Genomic DNA, 20197 nt, shown 5'->3' on the forward strand with positions numbered 1-20197 from the left:
CCCCGCCGATGCACACGCATCGGCGGGCGAACTATCATTAAGCGTGAAATACACGCGGAGGTCAGCTCACCACATGAGCCGAATCTCCCACACTACGTAAAGGGGAACACGTGCTGCCTCAACGGCACCGTATGCGCACCAGCGCTGAATTCTCCCACGCCTTCCGTTCCGGCATCCGTACAGGACGTCGGAACATCGTTGTATCTACGGCGAAAAATCCTGGAAAAACAACCCAGGTAGGTTTCATTGTGTCGAAGGCGGTGGGCAACGCAGTCACACGCAACCTGGTCAAGCGCCGGTTGCGTGAACTTGCCGCGCTCACCTGCGCTGCGCATCCGGAAGGCTACGCCATTGCTGTGCGAGCGCTTCCCGCCTCCGCGAGCGCCAGCTGGGATCAGTTGCGCCGCGACTACGAATCGGCACTCGAGGCTGCGTTCGCTAAGCTCGACCTGTCTCAGAGCAAGGAGAAGCCGTGAGTCGTTCCCAGCGTGACCGCTGTGAAGAACGCTTCCACGCGCATCACAGCGGCACCTATAGCGCATCTGCCGAGACTCTGGGCCCCGACGAGCTGCTGGCACTAGCACCTAACGAATTCGTAAGGCCTGAAACTTTCTTGCAGGCTCTCTACGTTCTACCGCAGAACCTGCTGATCGCGTGCATGAAGGCCTACCGCAAGGTCGTGTCCCCCCTCTACGGGAATGTGTGCCGCTACTACCCGACCTGCTCAGCCTACGCTCTGGAGGCGCTGACCACCCACGGTGCGATGGGCGGGCTTTCCCTGACGGTGCGCCGTATTCTGCGGTGTGTTCCCTGGGCAACCGGAGGTATCGACCCAGTCCCGGAGGGGAAGCGCACTTTCGCTCCCGGAGCAGAACCGAAAATTATTCTGCTCAACCACCCCCATCTTTACACCCCTCACACCGGTGGTGACGCCCGCCCTGAGTAGGCGGCGCCTCCCACACAATGACTTAGCCGAGTCCTTAAGGAGTATTCCCGCGTGAATATTTTTGATTTGATTCTTTGGCCGTTTAAATGGATCGTCTCCGTGGTCCTGTGGCTGTTCCACACTCTTTTCACTTCGCTGGGTATGGACCCGGCGTCCGGCCTGACTTGGGTTCTGTGCATTATCTTCCTGACCCTGGTGATGCGTACCCTGACCATTCCGCTGTTCGTCAAGCAGATTAAGGCTATGCGCGGTATGACCGCGATGCAGGGCGATATGGCGAAGCTGCAGGAGAAGTACAAGGGCAAGAAGGACCAGCTCTCCCGCCAGGCGATGGCTCAGGAGCAGATGGAAATGTACCGTAAGCACGGTACGAACCCCTTCGCGTCCTGCCTGCCGATTCTGGCTCAGATGCCGATTTTCTTCGGTCTGTACCAGGTGCTGATGGGTGTTCCCACCGCGGCGCAGAGCAACGAGAGCGTGCTCATGCTGCCGGCTGATCTGGTGCACCAGTTCAACGACTCGCAGATTTTTGGTGCTCAGCTGTTCGCGACCATGCTGCACCCGGGCGCTGGTGACACCACCGCGACCGTTGTTCAGGCGGTCATCATGATTGTTCTGATGAGTGCGACCCAGTTCTACATTCAGAAGCAGCTGAGTGTGAAGAACATGTCGGAGGCGGCTCTGAACTCTCCGATGTTCCGTCAGCAGCAGATGATCATGTACATCTTCCCGATCATCTTCGCTGTTTCCGGTATTAACTTCCCGCTGGGTGTTATGTACTACTGGACCGTGTCGAACCTGTGGTCGCTGGGTCAGCAGTGGTGGGTTATCCGCAATAACCCGACCCCCGGTTCTCAGGCGGAGCGTGAGCTGAACGCTCGCCGTGCTGCGAAGGGCCTGCCCCCGATTGGTAAGACCCGTGAGCAGCACGAGAAGGATCTGCAGGAGGCTCGTGAGCGTGCCGCTGCGGGTCAGCGTCAGCAGCCGGTCGGTAAGAAGCGCCAGAAGCAGCAACGCAATAAGCAGAACGGAAAGAAGTAGTTTTCTTCCGTGAGTCGGGCCGGGTTCTCGCCACGTGTGGCGCGGGCCCGGCGCCGTGTATGAGATACTTTTTACCCCTAGGACACCCCTCCGAACACCCTGAGGATTATTGTGACTGAAGCTATGGAATATGAGGACGAGCAGCTCGTTGAGGAGCAGCTGGTAGAGGAGCCCATTGAGGGCGAAGAAGACGATTTTGAGGACATCGAGGAAGAAGGCGATATCGCCGCTGATTACCTCGAGGAGCTTCTCGATATTGTCGATATGGACGGCGATATCGATATTGAGGTGCGCAATAACCGCATCTATCTTTCGGTCTTCAATGACGACGATGACAATGAGGAACTGCGCCACCTGGTTGGCCGCCACGGTGAGGTGCTGGAGGCTCTGCAGGAGCTGGTGCGTCTCTCCGTCCTGGCTGGTAATGGTACCCGTTCCCGCCTGATTCTGGATGTTGCCGGCTACCGTGCAGAGCGTCGTGAGCAGCTGGAGAAGATTGCCGCTGATGCGATTGAGAAGGTGCGTGCTACCGGTCGTGATGAGCACCTGAAGCCGCTGAGCCCGTATGAGCGTAAGGTTGTGCACGATGTGGTGGCTGCCGCTGGCCTGTACAGCGAGTCGGAGGGCGAGGGTCCTCGCCGTCACGTGGTGATTTCTCTTCCCGAGGTAGGAGCCTAGTATGGAGACTTCGATGGTTACTCTCAATGAGAGTGAGCGCGCCGCCGCGGAGGCTGTGTTCGGTGAGCGTCTGCCCCTGGCGGAGCGCTACGTGCAGCACTTGGCGACGACCGGTATTGAGCGTGGCCTGATCGGTCCGCGTGAGGTTCCTCGCCTGTGGGCTCGCCACGTGCTGAACTGTGCCGTGGTGCAGGAGTACATTGCGCCGAACGCGTCGGTTGCCGATGTCGGTTCTGGTGCCGGCCTGCCCGGTCTGTGCCTGGCGATTGCCCGCCCGGATTTGAAGCTGACCCTGATTGAGCCTCTGGAGCGCCGCGTGATTTGGCTGAATGAGGTTGTTGAGGATTTGGGTCTGGAGAACGTGACCGTGCTGCGCTCGCGTGCCGAGCAGGCTGTGGGTGCTGTTGAGGCTGATGTGGTGACTGCGCGTGCTGTGTCGGCTCTGGTGGGCCTGTTGGATATTACTCTGCCGATTCTGCGCGGCACCGGCGAGCTGCTGGCCCTGAAGGGCCGTAGTGCCGCGGAAGAGATTACTAAGGCGAAGAAGAAGCTGAACCGCTACGGTGCGCGTGAGACTGAGATCCTCACCGCCGGTGGTGATCTACTGGAAGAGCCGACGACGGTGGTTCGAGTTCGCCTCTAAAGGTTTCGTCTCAAATGGGCGGTACCGCCTGAGCTAGTGGATAGGCTGGCTTACGCGGTACCGCCCATTTTTTGTGCGCTGGCTTGCCGGGCGTGCGGCAATTGCATCCGCAGAGTACATAGAATGACCTCTCGCGTGGAGTATTGACCTGATGCCGGGTACCCTTAAGGAAGGATTGAAACCTTAGACTCCTCTGCATCAAAGCCTGATGGTGCAGTAGGGCACTGAGCCCTTCAGAGACCAGACAGGCATCACCAATGTTTCACGTGAAACATTGCAGACTTCATCACCTCGCGGAGTATGTTTCACGTGAAACATGCTGAGATGAGTGAAAGGTGGGGGAGCGGAGGTTGAATCCTCCTCGTGCACGAATACCGCAGAATATTGCCACGTGCGAGGCATCAGACGAAGCATCACCGTAGACACACCACCCGGAATATGGAAGGCACCCGATGACTCCTCAAGCTCAGAAATCTGTTGCAGATTTGCTCCCCAAGCCTGTGCATACGCGTGTCTTCACCGTGTCGAACCAGAAGGGTGGCGTGGGTAAAACCAGCACCGCCGTGAACCTCGCAGCCGCGCTCGCGGAGGCTGGACTGAACGTCCTGGTGATCGATAACGACCCGCAGGGTAACGCCTCGACCGCACTGGGCATTGAGCACGGCGTGGATGTTCCCAGCGTCTACAACGTTCTGATTGAGGATAAGCCACTTTCTGAAATTGTTCAGGAATGCCCCGACATGTCCGGCCTGTTCTGTGCCCCCGCCAATATCGACCTTGCGGGCGCGGAGATTGAACTGGTCTCCCTGGTTGCGCGCGAGACTCGCCTCAAGAATGCCCTGATGGATTACACCGAATGGCGCGAGAAGCAGGGTATGGAGCGCCTGGACTATGTCTTCATCGACTGCCCGCCGAGCCTCGGCCTGCTGACCGTCAATGCCTTCGTTGCGGCAGAAGAGATTCTGATTCCGATCCAGTGCGAGTATTACGCTCTGGAAGGTCTGAGCCAGCTGCTGAAGAATATTCAGATGATTCAGAAGCATCTGAACTCCAAGCTGCGCATCAGTACAATCCTGCTGACCATGTACGATGCTCGTACCAACCTGGCATTCCAGGTGGCAGAGGAGGTGCGCGAGCACTTCCCGGAGGAGACTCTAGGGGTCAAGATTCCTCGCTCGGTTCGTATCTCTGAAGCTCCCAGCTATCAGCAGACCGTCATCACCTACGATTCTTCGTCGACTGGCGCGCGCGCCTACCGCGAGGCGGCACAGGAACTCTCGCGCCGATCCGCATAATCTAAATCTTTTGAAATGAGCCCTTTTGGATTGTCTATTGATGATTCCAAAAGGGCTTATTGTGTGCGGAATTTTCTGGGTGAAACACGAGAAAACAGCCTTAGAGAATTAATTATTGGGAATAATTTTGATTATGCACCGTGCATTTTTTACTCCTGCTTTCGAGTGCTTATTTCGTTTACACTAGATGAAGAAGAAAAAATGAGTGGGCTCGTCCGGGAGTCCTAAGGAGTAACGATGGCTGAAAAGCGACGCGGCTTGGGTCGTGGCCTGGGGGCACTGATCCCTCAGAGTACGAAGAATTCTGGTAATGCTGAGGCGAAGGCATCCGAAAAGACTACTGCAGTAAAGACTGCACCCAAGAAGGTGTCCACTCCGATTGAAGAGCCGATGACTGACGGCCTCTTCGAAATGGCTCACGAGGCTAAGCCGGAGAAACAGCGTAAGAGTGCTAAGGCTGAGTCTGTAGAGGCTAAGCCTGCTGAAGCTGCACCCGCTCAGGAAAAGCCTGCTGAAGCTGAGAAGGCAGAGGAGAAGGTCGAAGCTCCCGCCTCCTCGCAGGATGTTTCACGTGAAACATCGAAGAAGAAGTCTCGCGTGGATATGGGTGCGGCACTGCGCAACACCACCCTGACTCGCCGCCCGGTGGATTTCTTCTTTGGTGAAGATGTCTCCACCCCGCAGTCCGCTTCTGAGGAGCAGAGCGGTCTGGTTCCGGTTCCCGGTGCCCAGTTTGCCGAGCTGAACGTTCACGATATCCACCCGAACCGCAAGCAGCCCCGAACCGACTTTGATGAGCAGGACATGGAAGAGCTCATCCACTCGGTACGTGAGATTGGTGTTCTGCAGCCGATTGTTGTGCGTCCCTCTCGCGAAAGCGGCGCCGAAAAGTACGAACTGGTCATGGGTGAGCGCCGCTGGCGTGCAACCCAGGCGGCTGGACTGACCACCATCCCGGCGATTGTTCGTGAGACTGAAGACGGCGACCTGCTCCGTGACGCCCTGCTGGAGAACCTGCACCGCAGCCAGCTGAACCCCATTGAAGAGGCGGCGGCATACCAGCAGCTCATGGAGGAGTTCGACACTACTCAGGAGCAGTTGGCTAAGCGTATTGGTCGTTCTCGCCCCCAGATTTCGAATACGATTCGTCTGCTGAAGCTGCCGGCTCTGGTGCAGCGTCGCGTTGCGGCGGGTATTCTCTCCGCGGGTCACGCGCGCGCCCTGCTGGCTCTGACGGACCAGGCTCAGATTGAGACTCTTGCACAGAAGATTGTGAATGAGGGACTGTCGGTTCGCGCAACTGAGGAGCTGGTGAACCATGCATCCGGCGCTGCGGAGGTGAAGGAGCGCAAGGCTCCTCAGCCTCAGAAGCACCGTGAGCGCCTGGATTATATTGCGGAGGCTTTTGCTGACAAGCTCGATACTTCGGTGAAGATTTCGCTGGGTGCTCGCAAGGGTAAGATGACCATCGAATTTGCGAATGTTGAGGATCTGAACCGCATTATCCGCGTTTTGGATTCTGATTTCTCGGGCTAAATTTTCGCGTAAAACAATATTTAGCAACTGAAATCAGTTGTATATACAAAAAAACCCTCGGTGATGTTTCACGTGAAATATCACCGAGGGTTTTTCTTTAGCTTCTCGAAAGATTAGCCCAGGTGCTCGGAGAACTCAGCCAGCAGAGCGGGCTTCGTCTTAGCACCTACGGTCTTCTTGATGACCTCGCCATCCTTGAAAAGGTAGATGGCGGGAATAGAGGTAATGCCGTACTTCATAGCGGTATCGCCATTCGCCTCAACATCTACCTTGACCACGTCGACCTGACCGGCGTACTCGCCAGCGATCTCGTCAATCACGGGACCAACCATGCGGCAGGGGCCGCACCATTCAGCCCAGAAGTCCACGATAACGGGCTTGTCGTTCTTCAGAACCAGTTCGTCAAAAGTGGCATCAGTTGCCTGCTGTGCACTGCTCATGGAGTGCTCCTTTCTGACACGGGGTGGATTCCCCTGCGAGTAATACGAATAGTTTAGAGGTTTTCGAGGTAGTGCTGCGCGTCCAGAGCGGCAACAGCACCGGAACCGGCAGCAATAATTGCCTGGCGGTAGGTCGGGTCAATCACGTCACCGGCAGCGAAAACGCCGGGAACGGAAGTCTTCGAGGAACGACCCTGAACCGCGATGGTGTGGTTCTCGGTAATCTCCAGCTGGTCACGTACCAGTTCCACGCGAGGATCGGAGCCAATAGCGATGAACAGACCCTGAACAGCCAGCTGGCGCTCAGAACCGTCCTTGGTGTTGGTCAGGGTGATCGACTCGAGGTTGCTCTCGCCGTGAACGGCGGTGACAGCCGAGTCCCAGACAACCTCAATCTTCGGGTTGTTGAACACGCGGGTCTGCATGATTTCCGAAGCGCGGAAAGAATCGCGGCGGTGCACCAGGTACACCTTGGATGCGAAGGTCGTCAGGAACAGTGCCTCCTCCAGCGCGGAGTCGCCACCGCCGACCACTGCGATTTCCTTGTCCTTGAAGAAGAAGCCATCGCAGGTTGCGCACCAGGAGACGCCGTAACCGGAGAGTCGGTCTTCGCCCTCGATGTTGAGCTTACGGACCTGAGAACCGGTGGTCATGATGACGGTCTTTGCCAGGTGAACGGCGCCGTCAGCGGTGTAGACCTTCTTCACGTCGCCGGTGAGTTCAACCTTCTCTACGTCCTGGTAGCGGATGTCAGTGCCGAAACGCTCAGCCTGCTGGCCGATGTTCTCCATCAGCTCGGGGCCCTGGATGCCCTGAATGAATCCGGGGAAGTTCTCGACCTCGGTGGTGTTCATGAGGGAGCCGCCGGGCGCCAGGGAGCTGGCGAAGAGGACAGGCTTCAACTCGGCGCGTGCCGCGTAGATTGCCGCGGTGTAACCAGCGGGGCCGGAGCCCACAATAATGACGTTGTGGACGGTTGCGTCGGCCTCAACCTCGGCTGCCGGTGCCGCCTTGGTGGCGGGTGCGGAAGCGAGGTTCAGATTGCCCAGGGCGGAGCCTCCGAAGAGGCCTCCCAGATTCTCAGTCATCGGATATGTCTTTCCGTTGTAGGTCTTTCGTTCTGCCCTTATAACAGAGCTTTATCCTCGATTATTCCATTTTTGGGGGATCCTTATCCAGATACTCCGCGCACTGTGAATCTTTGAGTAGCCACCCTGCCATAAAGAGTCATAAATAGACATCAAAAAGGGCGGGGCTTCCGAACCGTTGAGTTCAGAAGCCCCGCCCTTATGTCTGGGGTGCGAGCGCCCTGTCAGCGTCGCGTTATGGGTTGATTAGTCCACCTTGATTTCGTTGATGCGCAGACCGTAACTCCAATTTCCAATCGGCAGGGAGAGGCGGGGCAGCTCGTTGACCACGATGATTACGTAGGCGCCCTTTTCTGCGCTCTGCTTGGAGGTGTCCAGGGTGACGACTGCGTCCTTGCCTTCGAAGGTGCCCTTGCCGACCTCAACCGCACCGTTCAGGGATGCGGAGCTGTTGGTGTAGACGGTGAAGGAGCCACCGGTGCCGGTGTTCTGCTGGATGGTCAGCTTGGAGACGACGGTGGGGGTCTGCAACTTCAGAGCCAGGCCGAATTCCTTGATAGTGCCGGCGTAGTTGGCGGTGCCGAAGCCGTAGCTAATCCATGCGGTGTTGGCGTTACCGTCGGTCAGGTTGGGGATGAGGGTGTCCATGTCGTTCATGAACGTGGTGTCCGAGGGTGCGAAGCGGGCCACGGACGCGATCTTAGCCGGCGCGTTCGATGCCTTAGCGGTCGGGGATGCCGATGCGCTGGCGCTTGCCGCAGTCGATTCGGAGGCGGAGATAGAGGACTTGGGGGTGTGGGGGCCGGCTGCCTGGTTGGAGCCGATTGCACCCAGGGAAGTGAGGATACCGCCTGCGACGATGACGAGCAGCAGGACTGCTGCGAGGGCGACTGCCCAGGTGCCGCGGCTGCCGTCTTCTTCGTCTTCGTCATCTTCGTAGATGCTGGTGGGTTCGGAGTACGCGGTGACGGCTGCGCCGTCGGATGCGTTCCAGTTCTTGGCGGCGGTGATGCTCTCCTGGTTGGCGGTGGAGGTGGAGACCTTCTCGTAGGTGTTGGGGGAGCTGCCGCTTTCGGAGTCGCCGAAGATTTCGGTGCCCAGCGCGTCTTCTGCGTTGGAGAGTGCGTGGTTTTCGACCAGCAGGGTGTCCAGCAGGGTGTCGGGGCGGGTGTGGGAGGTGACGAGGTAACGGCTACCTTCGGGGGTGATGCCCAGGTCGAGAATCTGGATGTTGCCGCGTGCGTTGGTTGCGAGCGCGCGGGAGTTTGCTTCCAGTAGTGCGCTGCGGCTGGGCGATGCGACGACGACCGAGACCTTACGGTTGAGAATCTGGTCGGTGCCTTCAAGCACCATGTCGGATTCTGCCGTAATGATGATGTGTGCGGTGATCTCGTAGCGGCCTCCGAGGACCGATCCGACCGGAATCTGTTGCGACAACGTGTTCTCCCGAGGTGGTTTCATAGTGCCTGCCGTGTGGCGGGCCCTGACTATTAGATTCTACCCGGCATTGAAGGATGCTGGGGCTGAGTGATAGTTTGTGGCGTCCGGGTGGCTGCCTGTGCCTTCTGCGGGCCCCGGCGTGGGGTGCGATGGGGGCACGGGCAGCTACCCGGGTTGGGCGTTGTGTGCTGCTTTAGCGGCGGGCAAAACGCTCAAGTTTGGAGGTGAGGGGCGCCAGTAGTGCGTTGGCTTCCTTGACGCGGAAGATCTGTATACCGGCGAGGTATGCCAGTCCCATGACGGTGCCGCATACGGCGAGGGTGATGATTGCGGTGAGCTTAGATGCCCAGGCGAATCCGTCGAGCTGGTAGCCGCCGAGTAGCCAGAGTGCGATGGCTGCGATGCCGCCGGCAAAGAGGGATGCGAGGGTGGTGCGGGCGTATGTGCTGACGATGCCGCGCTGGCCGTAGTAGCCGAGGCGGCGGCGGACCATGTGGTGGCTGATGAACAGGATCAGGATATTGTGCACCGGGTAGATGAACGCGAGCATGTACACGGTGTACTGGGCGTCGAGCAGGGATGCTGCGAAGCTCATGATGACCATGATGATGGCGGAGTACACCTGGATTCGGAAGGGGGTGCGTGCGTCTTCGCGGGCGTAGAGCACGCGGCTGTAGAGGTAGTTGATGGTGAGGGTGGGGGTGCCGAGCGCGGTGATGACGATGAGCTTGGCGATGATGGTTGCTGCGATGGGGTCGCCGCCGCTGAAGAGTACGGCGACGGGGCCTGCGAGTACCATGAGCGCGACCATGCAGAAGACGGTGGCTACGGCTGCGTTGCGCAGGCCGTGGGAGAGTGCGTAGATGACGCTGTCGCTGTCGTCGGCGATGGCGGAGGCGCTCATGCGGTTGAAGAGCACGGTGGCGATGGAGATGCCGATGACGCCGTGCGGGAGCATGTACAGCATGGAGGCGTAGTTGAGTGCCTGCAGGCCGGGGATTTGGATGCCGAGGGCGGCGTAGTGTTCGCGCTGGCCGACGATGCCTGCGGCGACCTTGGTCATGTAGAGGAATGCGAGGTTGGAGATGATGCCGGAGGCGAGGGTCCAGGCGGCGAGCTTGGAGGCTGCGCGCAGGCCGATGCCTCGCCATCCGAAGTCGGGCTTGAGGTGCAGGCCGAGCTTGCGTAGGGGGATGAACAGGACGAGTGCCTGCATGATGACGCCGAAGGTGGAGGAGCCGGCGAGCACGAGGGTTTGTGCGTTGGTCCAGGATTCTACGGTGTGGATGGGGTGGGGGTTGGGGGTCTGTGCGCCGAAGAGGAAGATGAAGAGGAACAGCGACAGGATGGTGATGACGTTGTTGAGTACGGGCGACCACATGTAGGCGCCGAATGCGTCTTTGGCGTTGAGGACCTGTCCGATGACGGTGTAGAGGCCGTAGAAGAAGATTTGAGGTAGGCACCAGAGGGAGAAGATGAAGCCGAGCTGTCGTTGTTCGGGGCTCCATCCTGAGCCCATGATGCTGATGATGGGCCAGGCGCAGGCGACGGTGATGATGGTGATGAGGCCGATTGCGGTGACGGTAAGGGTGACGAGTTTGGAGATGTATCGTGCGCCGCCGTCTTGTGCTTTGGCTGCCTTGATGATTTGCGGTACGAGGACTGCGTTGAACACGCCGCCTGCTACGAGGACGTAGATGAGGTTGGGTAGGGTGTTGGCGGTTTCGAAGACGTCGCCGACGGTTGAGAGTGAGCCGATGGCTACGGTGAGCAGGATGGTCTTGACGAATCCGAGGATGCGCGAGACGAGGGTGCCTGCTGCCATGATTGCGCTTGAGCGGGCGTCGTTACGTGCCACGTATGTCTCTCCTGTTTCGGCGGGTGATTGCTTCTTTTAGTTTTTGGGGCTCTATTTAACGGGTGTTTAGAGCTGGGTGGTGATGTATTCGCGCGCACTGCGGGCTATGTGTTGTTCGTTGGCGAATGAGAGGCGGGGGGGGAGCTCTTCGAGGGGGACCCATGCGACGTCGATTGCTTCGTGGTCGGGGTCGTTGTCGATGCTGAGTTCGCCGCCGGTTGCTGCGAAGAGGTAGTGATGCACGGTTTTGTGGATGCGCGTGCCGTTGGAGGTGAACCAGTAGGCGATGGTGCCGAGGGAGGCTACGGGGTAGCCGGTGATTCCGGTTTCTTCGCCGATTTCGCGTTGTGCGGCTTCGACGGTGGTTTCGCCGTGTTCGATGTGGCCTTTGGGCAGGCACCATTCGCGTTGTCCGTTGCGGTTGATGCGGGCGATGATGGCTACGGGTAGCTGTTCGGGTCGGTCGAAGTCGATGATGAGCCCGCCTGCGGAGACTTCTTCGGGGGCGGGTACCGCTCGCGCGGGCGCGGTGAAGCGCGTTTTGGGGGCGCGGGGTACGGGAATGCTCATGGTTCTACCTTAACCGATAGGCTGAGGTTTTGGTGCCTCGGTTTGGGGTGAGATAGCTGTCTTTGGTGGGGTGTTGTGGGTGTGGGGTGGGCGCGTGGGTGGTTTTTCTGGCACGATTAAAGGATTATGTCGCTGATTATTGATGTTGTGTCGAAGTACCCGGATGCCGCCGAGCTGGGAGAACTGTACCGTGCGGCGGGTTTTGAGCTGTACTTGGTGGGCGGTATTGTCCGCGACAATCTGCTGGATGATGGCGGCCATTTCACTGATTTTGATTTGACGACGGATGCTACTCCGGAGCAGAGTGAGCAGATTCTGCGTGCGTGGGGTGAACACACGTGGGATATCGGCAAGGAGTACGGCACGATTAGTGCGCGGAAGAATGGCGTGGTGTATGAGGTGACCACGTACCGTGCTGAGGTGTATGTTTCGGATTCGCGTAAGCCGACGGTTGAGTTTGGCACGGATTTGAGCGCCGATTTGGTGCGTCGTGATTTCACGATTAATGCGATGGCGGCGGCTTTGCCCAGTGGTGAGGTTGTTGACTTGTTTGGTGGCGTTGAGGATTTGCGTGCGGGTGTTTTGCGTACTCCGCGCTCGCCGGAGGAGTCTTTTTCTGAGGATCCGCTGCGTATGATGCGTGCGGCTCGTTTTGCTGCGCGTTTTAATCTTGAGGTTGCCCCGGAGGTTTTCGAGGCGATGCGTGAGATGGCTGGCCGTATTGAGATTATTTCGGCTGAGCGTGTGCGTGATGAGCTGGTGAAGCTGATTGAGTCGGATTATCCGCGGGTGGGTTTGAACCTGCTGGTGGATACGGGTCTGGCGGATTATGTGTTGCCGGAGCTTCCTGCGTTGCGTATGGAGATGGATCCGGCGCATCACCATAAGGATGTGTATGCGCATTCGTTGAAGGTGATGGAGCAGGCGATGGAGAAGGAGACGGACGAGGACGGCCCGTGCCCGGCTCCTGATTTTATTCTGCGTTTTGCGGCGTTGATGCACGATATTGGTAAGCCGAAGACTCGTAAGTTTGAGAAGGACGGCTCCGTCTCGTTCCTGCACCATGAGGTGGTGGGCGCGAAGATGGTGAAGAAGCGTATGCGTGCGCTGCGTTTTGATAATGACACGATTAAGGCTGTGGCTCGTCTGGTGGAGCTGCATATGCGGTTCTATGGTTACCGTGAGTCGGGTTGGACTGATTCTGCGGTGCGCCGTTATGTGCGTGATGCGGGCGATCAGTTGGAGCGTCTGCATCGTGTGTCGCGTTCTGATGTGACGACTCGTAATCGTCGTCTGTCGCGCTCGCTGGCTGAGGCGTATGACGATTTGGAGCGTCGTATTGCTGAGTTGGCTGCTCAGGAGGAGCTGGATTCGATCCGTCCGGATCTGGATGGCGGTCAGATTATGCAGATTCTTGGTATTGCGCCGGGCCCGGTGGTGGGTGAGGCGTATAAGTTCTTGTTGAATTTGCGTCTGGATGAGGGTTCGCTTCCTGAGGAGGAGGCGAAGGCTCGTCTGGTGCAGTGGTGGGAGCAGCGTCAGAAAGCGTAGCTTCTGCGGTTTTCGGTACCGCATCGCATGGTTGAGGTCACGCGGTGCGGTACTGTTCTATCTGCTTTTTCTCGTGTATTGTTAAGAAATCTATGCGTGTTCCCCACCCGGTGTGCTTCACGTGTAGAGCACAATGAATCTCCTGCTATGGAAATCCCATAGCCGTTTAGCCCAAAGGAGGGGTTTAATCATGCGTGCATATGAACTGATGGTTATCCTCAGCCCCGAGGTTGAGGACCGTGCGGTTGAGCCGTCGCTGTCCAAGTTCCTCGAGATCGTGACCAACGAGGGTGGTTCCGTCGACAACGTCGATATCTGGGGCCGTCGTCGCCTGGCATACGAGATCCAGAAGAAGTCTGAGGGTATCTACGCAGTGGTGAACTTCACCTCTACCCCCGAGACCGCAGCTGAGCTCGATCGTGTTCTGAACCTGAACGAGTCCGTCATGCGTACCAAGATCATCCGCCCGGAGGATCAGAAGATCTCCAGCAAGTAGTTGTTTCTTGCCGGTCGGCTGACCCCCTAAAAATGTCAGGGGGTTGCGCTGTACTGGATTCAACATACTTGTAACTCTTATCGAGGAGGCATCAAATGGCAGGCGATACCGTTATTACCGTTATTGGTAATCTGACTGGCGATCCGGAGCTTCGTTACACCCCTGCGGGTGCGGCGGTTGCTAATTTCACGATCGCATCGACTCCGCGTACTTTTAACCGCCAGACGAACCAGTGGGAGGATGGGGAGACCCTGTTCCTGCGTGCGTCGGTGTGGCGTGGTTACGCTGAGAATGTTGCAGAGACTCTGAAGAAGGGTACTCAGGTTATCGCGCAGGGCCGTCTGAAGTCTCGCTCGTACGAGACCAAGGAAGGCGAGCGTCGTACTTCGTTTGAGCTTGAGGTCGAGGAGATTGGCCCGACTCTGCGTTTTGCTACTGCTCAGGTGACTCGCGCACAGCGTTCTGCCGGAGGTAATAACTTCGGTGGCGGTGCGCAGGGTGGCTTTGGCGGTGGCGCTGGGTACAACGCTGCTGCTCAGGGCGGTTTCTCCGCTCCTCAGCAGAACAATTTTGCTGCTGCTCAGGGTAATGGTTACTCTGGCCAGTCTGGCTACTCCGCTCCGGCTGCTCCGGCGGCCCCCGCAGCTCCTGCTGCTGATCCGTGGAGTTCTCAGTCTGGTGGTAACTATGACTGGGGTAGCGGCGCCGACGACGAACCTCCGTTCTAAGCCGGTTTCGTTTTCCGAATAGTAATTTATCAATCCATCCCGCGGTTATCCGCCGCGGGCTCCCAACTCTAAGGAGCACCACGATGGCTAAGGCTGAAATCCGTAAGCCCAAACCCAAGCAGAACCCCCTCAAGGCTGCTGACGTCACCGTTATCGACTACAAGGACGTCGCACTTCTGCGCAAGTTCATCTCCGACCGCGGCAAGATCCGCGCTCGCCGCGTGACTGGCGTGACCGTTCAGGAGCAGCGCAAGATCGCTCAGGCTATTAAGAACGCCCGCGAAGTTGCACTGCTGCCCTACTCCGGCGCTGGCCGCTAAAGAGAAGGAGAGACAGTAACATGGCTAAGATCATTCTGACTCAGGAAGTTTCCGGCCTCGGTGCAGCTGGCGATGTTGTCACCGTTAAGGACGGTTACGCACGTAACTACCTGCTGCCCCGCGGCTTCGCCGTGACCTGGACCCAGGGTGGCGAGAAGCAGGTTGAGTCCATCCGCGCCGCTCGTGCGGCTCGTGCTAAGGCTTCTCTGGAAGAGGCTCAGGCAATTGCTGCGTCCCTGGCTGCTAAGCCGGTTGTCGTTGCACACAAGGCTGGCGCTGACGGTCGCCTGTTCGGTACCGTCAAGGCTGAGGCTATTGCTGAGGCTATTGAGGCTGCTGGCATTGGCTCCGTTGACAAGCGCACCATCCACCTGGGTTCCGCTATCAAGCGCACCGGTGAGTACAAGGTGACTGTCCGCCTGCACGCTGACGTTGTTGCTAACGTTGTCCTGGACGTCGTTGCTGCTGCGTAAGTAGATTTTTAGATATTTGACGCTGGTGCTTTGATGCTAGGGCGTTGAGTGTCGGACGGGGTGTCCCTCTTCGTGAGGGGCACCCCGTTTGTTGTACCCATAGCTGTGCCCGCTCCGGTGCATGTTTCACGTGAAACATTGTTTTTGAGAGGTTGAGAATAGGGGTAGGGCAGTAGAAGGATTGGTGGTTAGAGCGGTTGTGACTGCGAAGTACGCCAATTGACCCCGTAGACTGGTAGACATGGCTCGATCTTTTTCACGTTTGTCTTCTAGCGCTCAGCTTCTGTCTACGGGTGTGGTGTTGGAGTGCGTCAATTTGCTGCTGTGCGCTCTAGCGGTTATCCCATTTGCGGACGCGAATGTCGCTACTGCTCTTCTGCTTCTTTTACTGGTGGTTGGCGGCCTTGGATCCAGTGTTGCGCTGGTGTGCGCGCTGGTGGGTCTGGTGAAGTTCCGTCAGTACCGCGTGGCTAATATTTGCTTGGTGGTTATTTCTGTAGTGGCTAACCCGTTGGTGCTGCTGGGTCTGTATATGGCGGCTTATTAGCCCGGTTTAGAGTCCGCAAACTGCACAATATCAAAGCTCTCAGGGTTCTGTTGGTTTTCTCCCAGCTTGTTTCCAGCGAAATTCAATCCTCCCATAAGGTTGGGGGTGTTTACTATAAGTGTTGGTTCGAGAGGACTGCGATGTGAATGTGTGTGTTTCGTGTAGCGGGGTCGCCCGCTAGCGAAAGAAGGATGGCAAGGCAAAAGCGCCTTGCCTTTCTTCTTTTAACGCGACGTGTAGTTTCCGCGTGAAATCCGGGGTGCTGCACCCCGATGTTGAAGAAAAATCTATTCCCAGCTTTCTTACAGCTTTAACCTACAGGGAATAAAGGTTTACGCGTAATACTTTATATAGATGGTTCGAGAGGGCCATCAGAAAGTTGGACTTTCCTTGCGGAAGTGGCTCTGATTTTCGTATGTATGTGTGTGTGATGAGACTGGGGTTGGACCGAGAGGTTCAGCTCCAGTTTCTGTTTAATCTCTAGGGTGTGCAGCAAGGGTGGCTGTAGTGGTGTTGCGGCATGCTGTAATAAAGGGCAACCACACTTCTATATAACGTCATATTTCCTTTCTTGGGGTGGCGGGTCTAGAATTAGGGAAGATAAATTTTGCATATTAAATACAAGTATTGAGGAGTTGTCTTCCGTGTCTAAGACCCCTTCCGTGTCTAAGACCCCTTCCGTTCCCGGCCCCGACCGCCCCGCCGACAAGGCGGCAGGTCACTGGCTGCTGGCTCAGCTGGGCAAGAAGGTTCTGCGCCCCGGCGGCCGCGAGACCACCAACTGGCTGCTGGCTCGTGCCCTGGGTGGCGATATTGACGTCGTGGAGTTTGCGCCGGGCCTGGGTATTACCGCCCTGGAGATTGTGAAGCGTTCCCCCAAGAGCTACACCGGTGTGGATCTTGACCCCAAGGCTGCTGAAATCGTGACCGAGCGTATTGGCGCATCGACTAAGCCGAACTACCGTGTGGTGAACGCTAGCGCTCAGGAGACCGGCCTGCCTTCAGAAAGCTACGACGCCGTGGTGGGCGAGGCGATGCTGACCATGCAGACCGATAAGCACAAGCTGGAGATTATGCGTGAGGCGGCTCGTCTGCTGCGTCCGGGGGGCCACTACGCTATTCATGAGATGTCGCTGGTTCCCGATTATCTGCGCCCCGAGTTGAAGGAAGAGATTCAGAAGGATTTGGCGCGCACTATCCGCGTGAATGCCCGCCCGCTGACCGTTGCCGAGTGGACTGCTCTGGCGGAAGAGGCTGGCTTTGAGGTGCTGGATGTGTACCAGACCGATATGGCCCTGCTGGAGCCGAAGCGTCTGCTGGCTGATGAGGGCCCCGCAGGCGTTGCGAAGATTGCGTTCAATCTGGCACGTAAGCCGCAGATTCGTGAGCGTGTGCTGGGTATGCGCGGCGTGTTCCGCCGCCACGCCGACCATATTGGCGCTATTGGCATGATTCTGCGCAAGAAGTAAGACAGAGTCACACCGCAAAGCTTATACAGCGAAACGGAGCCCCAGTATTCCCCTCTATCCGAGGGAATACTGGGGCTCCGTTTTACACTGAGGTGTATGAGCCGCGGTGTATGAGCCGCAGAATCGGCTCAGTCACGTGTGCGCCTGCCGGAGAATGTTATGAGCCGTATTCTTTTCTCGCCTGAAAGCTTCAATATGGGTGAAACCACGCGCTGTATCGAGATAGCGCGTGCAGCTCAGGAGCGAGGCCATACGGTCTTATTCCACGTGTATTCCCCTAAATACCTGGGACTGCTGGAAAACGCGGGGTTGCCCGTGCATCTTCGCGAACCGATTATGAGCGATGCTGAGGCTGAGCAGATTATGGCGCTGGATCAGGGCAGGGGAGTGCGGCACCCTTTTACGACCGGCATGGTGCGTCGAAGGGTTGCCGCTGAGCTTGCGGCTATCCGTGACTTTAGCGCGGATGCTGTGGTGATCGGTTCTAACCTGACGATGTTGCTGTCTGCGCGTATTGCCGGTGTCCCCATTTTCTATGCGCGCCCGTATGCGTACTCGTCGACGTATTTTTCGAAGAAGCCTGCAGCCAGCGAGCTCGCGGCGCCGGGATGGTTGCGGGCTGTGGCGCGGGTGTTTTCGTATAAGCCGGCTTCTTTTACGCGTGTGGCGCGTGAGCATGGGCTCACGCTTCCTCGCCGTACCGTCGATATGCTCAGCGCCGATGTGAACCTTATCTGCTCTCTGTTTACGCAGCTACGCGGGGACTCATTGGTAGAGCCCGACGTTAGTGTGGGTCCTATCTATTACCGCGCGCCCGGTGAGCTACCGCAGATTGTTCTCGAACCGAGAGAGCGGCCACTGGTCTACGTGGGAATGGGTTCCTCAGGGTCTGCAGATATTTTGGCGCAGGTGCTACGGCAGCTGTCAGCTGCTCCGGTGGATGTGCTGGTCGGCGGCGGGGTGCCGCTGCCGGACGCAGAAACCAGCCTACTGGGCGATAACATCCACTTTGCGGGGACCGTTCCGGCTCATCTGCTTGCCGGTCATATTGACGCCTCGATGACCCACGGCGGTGAGGGAACGGTGCAGACGGCGTGCCTGGCGGGTGTACCGTTTGCCGGTATTGCGATGCAGGCGGAGCAAAGCTGGAATATTGAGGAGTGCGTGCGCTACGGTAACGCCCTGCGTTTTACGAAGAATGATGTGCGCCGCGGCAATGTGCGCGATATTCTGGGCCGTCTGCTCAGAGATGAGGGCATGCGCGCTAGGGCGCGGCAGCTGGGTGAGGCAATGCGCACCATGGATGGGGCGGCGCTCGCCGTTGAGAAGATTGAGGATTATCTGCGCGCTGCCCATTAGGCGTGTATATGTTTCGCGTGTGCCTTCGTGAGAAACTAGCATAGGAGTTCTGCAGAAATTGTTTCTGGAACGTCGTAGATATCGGATTGAAACGCGAGGATAAGCATGTCTGAAACTGCCATTGATTATGGTTCCCGCACTATGCCTCATGATGATGTGGCTGAGCAGTCGGTGCTCGGTGGCATGCTGCTGTCGAAGGACGCTATTGCAGATGTGGTTGAGAGCCTGCGTGCGTCTGATTTCTATAAGCCGGCGCACGAGACGATTTATGAGGCGATTCTTTCTCTTTACGGTCACGGTAGCCCTGCGGATGCGATTACGGTTGCTGATGAGCTGAAGAAGCGCGGCGAGCTGACTCGTGTTGGTGGCGCGTCCTATATTCATACGCTGATTGCGTCGGTTCCGACTGCTGCTAATGCTCAGTATTACGCTGAGATTGTTAAGGAGCACGCGATTATGCGCCGCCTGATTGAGGCGGGTACGAAGATTGCTCAGCTGGGTTACGCCAATGAGACTGAGGTCGATACTTTGGTGGATCAGGCGCAGGCTGAGATTTATGCGGTGACTGATGGTAACGCGAAGGAAGACTATGTGTCTTTCTCTGAGGCGTTGGAGGAGACCATCAATGAGATTGATGCAAACTCGAACCGCCCCGATGGCGTGTACGGTGTGCCGACTGACTTTATTGAGTTTGATGAGCTGACCGGTGGTCTGCACGGTGGCCAGATGATTGTTATTGCGGCTCGTCCGGGTGTGGGCAAGTCGACTTTGGCTCTTGATATTGCTCGTTCTGCGGCTATTCATCATCAGATGACGACTGTGTTTTTCTCGCTGGAGATGAGTCGTACTGAGTTGGCGATGCGTATTCTCTCTGCGGAGGGCAAGATTTCGATGGGTCGTCTGAAGAAGGGCGATCTGGATACTGAGGGCTGGACGAACCTGGCGACTCTGCAGGGTCGTATTGATTCTGCTCCTCTCTTTATTGATGATTCGCCGAATATGACTCTGATGGAGATTCGTGCGAAGTGCCGTCGCCTCAAGCAGCGTAATGATTTGAAGCTTGTGGTGCTGGACTACCTGCAGCTGATGAGTTCGGGTAAGAAGGTGGAGTCGCGTCAGCAGGAGGTTTCGGAGTTTTCTCGTAGCCTGAAGCTGTTGGCTAAGGAGCTGGATGTTCCGGTGATTGCGCTGTCTCAGTTGAACCGTGGTTCGGAGCAACGTACTGATAAGCGTCCGATGGTTTCGGATCTGCGTGAGTCGGGTTCTATTGAGCAGGATGCGGATATGGTGATTCTGCTGCATCGTGAGGATATGTATAACCCGGATAGTGAACGCGTGGGTGAGGCGGACATGATTATTGCTAAGCACCGTGGTGGTCCGACTCGTACTATCCCGTTGGCGTTTAGCGGTAAGTATTCGCGCTTCAACAATATGGCGAATGAGGCGCCTCCCCAGTACTAATCAGCTCAGCACTCTGTAGCTGCACCCCTCTTCTTCTATTCATTACAGGATGGAAGGGGAGGGGCTTTTTCGCATCTATAGGTATGGGTACCCAAATGCAGAGTTAGGAATCGTGCAGGGTTAGGAATCAAGCGCAGGGTATGGGAATAGGGGCTGCGGAGGGGGTTCTAGAGGGCATTCTGTGAGGGTTTGAGTGGTTTCTTCTGCGTTTATAAGGTTTTTTGGAAGTTTTTTAAAGATTTTTTAGCACCCATAAAA

21 protein-coding genes are annotated in these 20197 nt (G+C 57.3%); 16 read left to right on the forward strand and 5 right to left on the reverse strand.

The features are described 5' to 3' along the window. Positions 1–110: 110 nt before the first annotated feature. The 7 genes from rnpA (at position 111) to HMPREF2527_RS07585 (ending at position 6139) form a co-directional block, all read left to right on the forward strand. Positions 111–476, forward strand: a complete 366-nt coding sequence (gene rnpA / locus HMPREF2527_RS07555; RefSeq protein WP_005508018.1) for a ribonuclease P protein component — start codon at positions 111–113, stop codon at positions 474–476. Next, the gene (gene yidD / locus HMPREF2527_RS07560) at positions 473–946 is read left to right on the forward strand and encodes a membrane protein insertion efficiency factor YidD (protein WP_005508019.1); all 474 of its coding nucleotides are present in this window, start codon (positions 473–475) and stop codon (positions 944–946) included. The genes rnpA and yidD overlap by 4 nt, the downstream gene beginning before the upstream one ends. A 51-nt stretch (positions 947–997) precedes the next feature. Beyond that, entirely contained in the window at positions 998–1987 is a 990-nt protein-coding gene (gene yidC / locus HMPREF2527_RS07565) for a membrane protein insertase YidC (RefSeq protein ID WP_005504085.1), read from the forward strand. A gap of 111 nt (positions 1988–2098) precedes the next feature. Continuing rightward, on the forward strand, positions 2099–2665 hold the full coding sequence (locus HMPREF2527_RS07570) for a Jag family protein (protein WP_005508020.1): 567 nt from the start codon (positions 2099–2101) through the stop codon (positions 2663–2665). A 1-nt stretch (position 2666) separates the two neighbouring features. Beyond that, a complete protein-coding gene (gene rsmG / locus HMPREF2527_RS07575) occupies positions 2667–3308 on the forward strand; it encodes a 16S rRNA (guanine(527)-N(7))-methyltransferase RsmG (RefSeq protein WP_083294473.1) in 642 nt (213 codons plus the stop codon). Positions 3309–3760: 452 nt separating this feature from the next. Next, positions 3761–4603 (forward strand): ParA family protein, encoded by an 843-nt coding sequence (locus HMPREF2527_RS07580; protein ID WP_005508021.1) that lies wholly within the window; start codon positions 3761–3763, stop codon positions 4601–4603. A 237-nt stretch (positions 4604–4840) separates the two neighbouring features. Then, positions 4841–6139, forward strand: a complete 1299-nt coding sequence (locus HMPREF2527_RS07585) for a ParB/RepB/Spo0J family partition protein (protein WP_005508022.1) — start codon at positions 4841–4843, stop codon at positions 6137–6139. Positions 6140–6252: 113 nt separating this feature from the next. On the opposite strand, the gene trxA is transcribed toward HMPREF2527_RS07585, so the two are convergent. The 5 genes from trxA to HMPREF2527_RS07610 all read right to left on the reverse strand — a co-directional run bounded on the left by trxA (position 6253) and on the right by HMPREF2527_RS07610 (position 11535). Continuing rightward, a complete protein-coding gene (gene trxA, locus HMPREF2527_RS07590; protein WP_049351863.1) occupies positions 6253–6579 on the reverse strand; it encodes a thioredoxin in 327 nt (108 codons plus the stop codon). Positions 6580–6632: 53 nt separating this feature from the next. After that, positions 6633–7667, reverse strand: a complete 1035-nt coding sequence (gene trxB, locus HMPREF2527_RS07595; protein ID WP_049341938.1) for a thioredoxin-disulfide reductase — start codon at positions 7665–7667, stop codon at positions 6633–6635. Positions 7668–7913: 246 nt separating this feature from the next. Continuing rightward, entirely contained in the window at positions 7914–9104 is a 1191-nt protein-coding gene (locus tag HMPREF2527_RS07600; protein ID WP_246824789.1) for a serine/threonine protein kinase, read from the reverse strand. 196 nt (positions 9105–9300) lie between these two features. Further along, on the reverse strand, positions 9301–10965 hold the full coding sequence (gene murJ, locus HMPREF2527_RS07605; protein ID WP_070507505.1) for a murein biosynthesis integral membrane protein MurJ: 1665 nt from the start codon (positions 10963–10965) through the stop codon (positions 9301–9303). Between the two features lie 66 nt (positions 10966–11031). Continuing rightward, positions 11032–11535, reverse strand: a complete 504-nt coding sequence (locus HMPREF2527_RS07610) for an NUDIX hydrolase (protein WP_070507507.1) — start codon at positions 11533–11535, stop codon at positions 11032–11034. A 126-nt stretch (positions 11536–11661) separates the two neighbouring features. Between HMPREF2527_RS07610 and HMPREF2527_RS07615 the strand changes: the two genes are divergently transcribed. The 9 genes from HMPREF2527_RS07615 to dnaB all read left to right on the forward strand — a co-directional run bounded on the left by HMPREF2527_RS07615 (position 11662) and on the right by dnaB (position 19939). After that, positions 11662–13086 carry a CCA tRNA nucleotidyltransferase gene (locus tag HMPREF2527_RS07615; RefSeq protein ID WP_070507509.1) on the forward strand — a complete coding sequence of 475 codons (1425 nt, stop codon included), beginning with the start codon at positions 11662–11664 and terminating at the stop codon, positions 13084–13086. A 190-nt stretch (positions 13087–13276) separates the two neighbouring features. Then, entirely contained in the window at positions 13277–13582 is a 306-nt protein-coding gene (gene rpsF / locus HMPREF2527_RS07620; protein ID WP_005504056.1) for a 30S ribosomal protein S6, read from the forward strand. Between the two features lie 95 nt (positions 13583–13677). Next, the gene (locus HMPREF2527_RS07625; protein WP_005504055.1) at positions 13678–14310 is read left to right on the forward strand and encodes a single-stranded DNA-binding protein; all 633 of its coding nucleotides are present in this window, start codon (positions 13678–13680) and stop codon (positions 14308–14310) included. A gap of 83 nt (positions 14311–14393) precedes the next feature. Next, the gene (gene rpsR, locus HMPREF2527_RS07630) at positions 14394–14630 is read left to right on the forward strand and encodes a 30S ribosomal protein S18 (protein ID WP_004005948.1); all 237 of its coding nucleotides are present in this window, start codon (positions 14394–14396) and stop codon (positions 14628–14630) included. A gap of 20 nt (positions 14631–14650) precedes the next feature. Then, complete coding sequence (gene rplI / locus HMPREF2527_RS07635) at positions 14651–15103, forward strand: 50S ribosomal protein L9 (protein ID WP_005504050.1); 453 nt, start codon at positions 14651–14653, stop codon at positions 15101–15103. Between the two features lie 241 nt (positions 15104–15344). After that, the gene (locus HMPREF2527_RS07640) at positions 15345–15650 is read left to right on the forward strand and encodes a hypothetical protein (RefSeq protein WP_070507511.1); all 306 of its coding nucleotides are present in this window, start codon (positions 15345–15347) and stop codon (positions 15648–15650) included. 644 nt (positions 15651–16294) lie between these two features. Then, on the forward strand, positions 16295–17119 hold the full coding sequence (locus HMPREF2527_RS07645; protein WP_246824790.1) for a class I SAM-dependent methyltransferase: 825 nt from the start codon (positions 16295–16297) through the stop codon (positions 17117–17119). A 315-nt stretch (positions 17120–17434) separates the two neighbouring features. Beyond that, complete coding sequence (locus HMPREF2527_RS07650; RefSeq protein WP_239665176.1) at positions 17435–18478, forward strand: glycosyltransferase; 1044 nt, start codon at positions 17435–17437, stop codon at positions 18476–18478. Positions 18479–18583: 105 nt separating this feature from the next. Next, on the forward strand, positions 18584–19939 hold the full coding sequence (gene dnaB, locus HMPREF2527_RS07655) for a replicative DNA helicase (RefSeq protein ID WP_005504033.1): 1356 nt from the start codon (positions 18584–18586) through the stop codon (positions 19937–19939). Positions 19940–20197 lie beyond the last annotated feature (258 nt).

Source organism: Rothia sp. HMSC071B01, assembly GCF_001808945.1.
In the GTDB taxonomy this organism is placed as follows: Bacteria; Actinomycetota; Actinomycetes; order Actinomycetales; family Micrococcaceae; genus Rothia.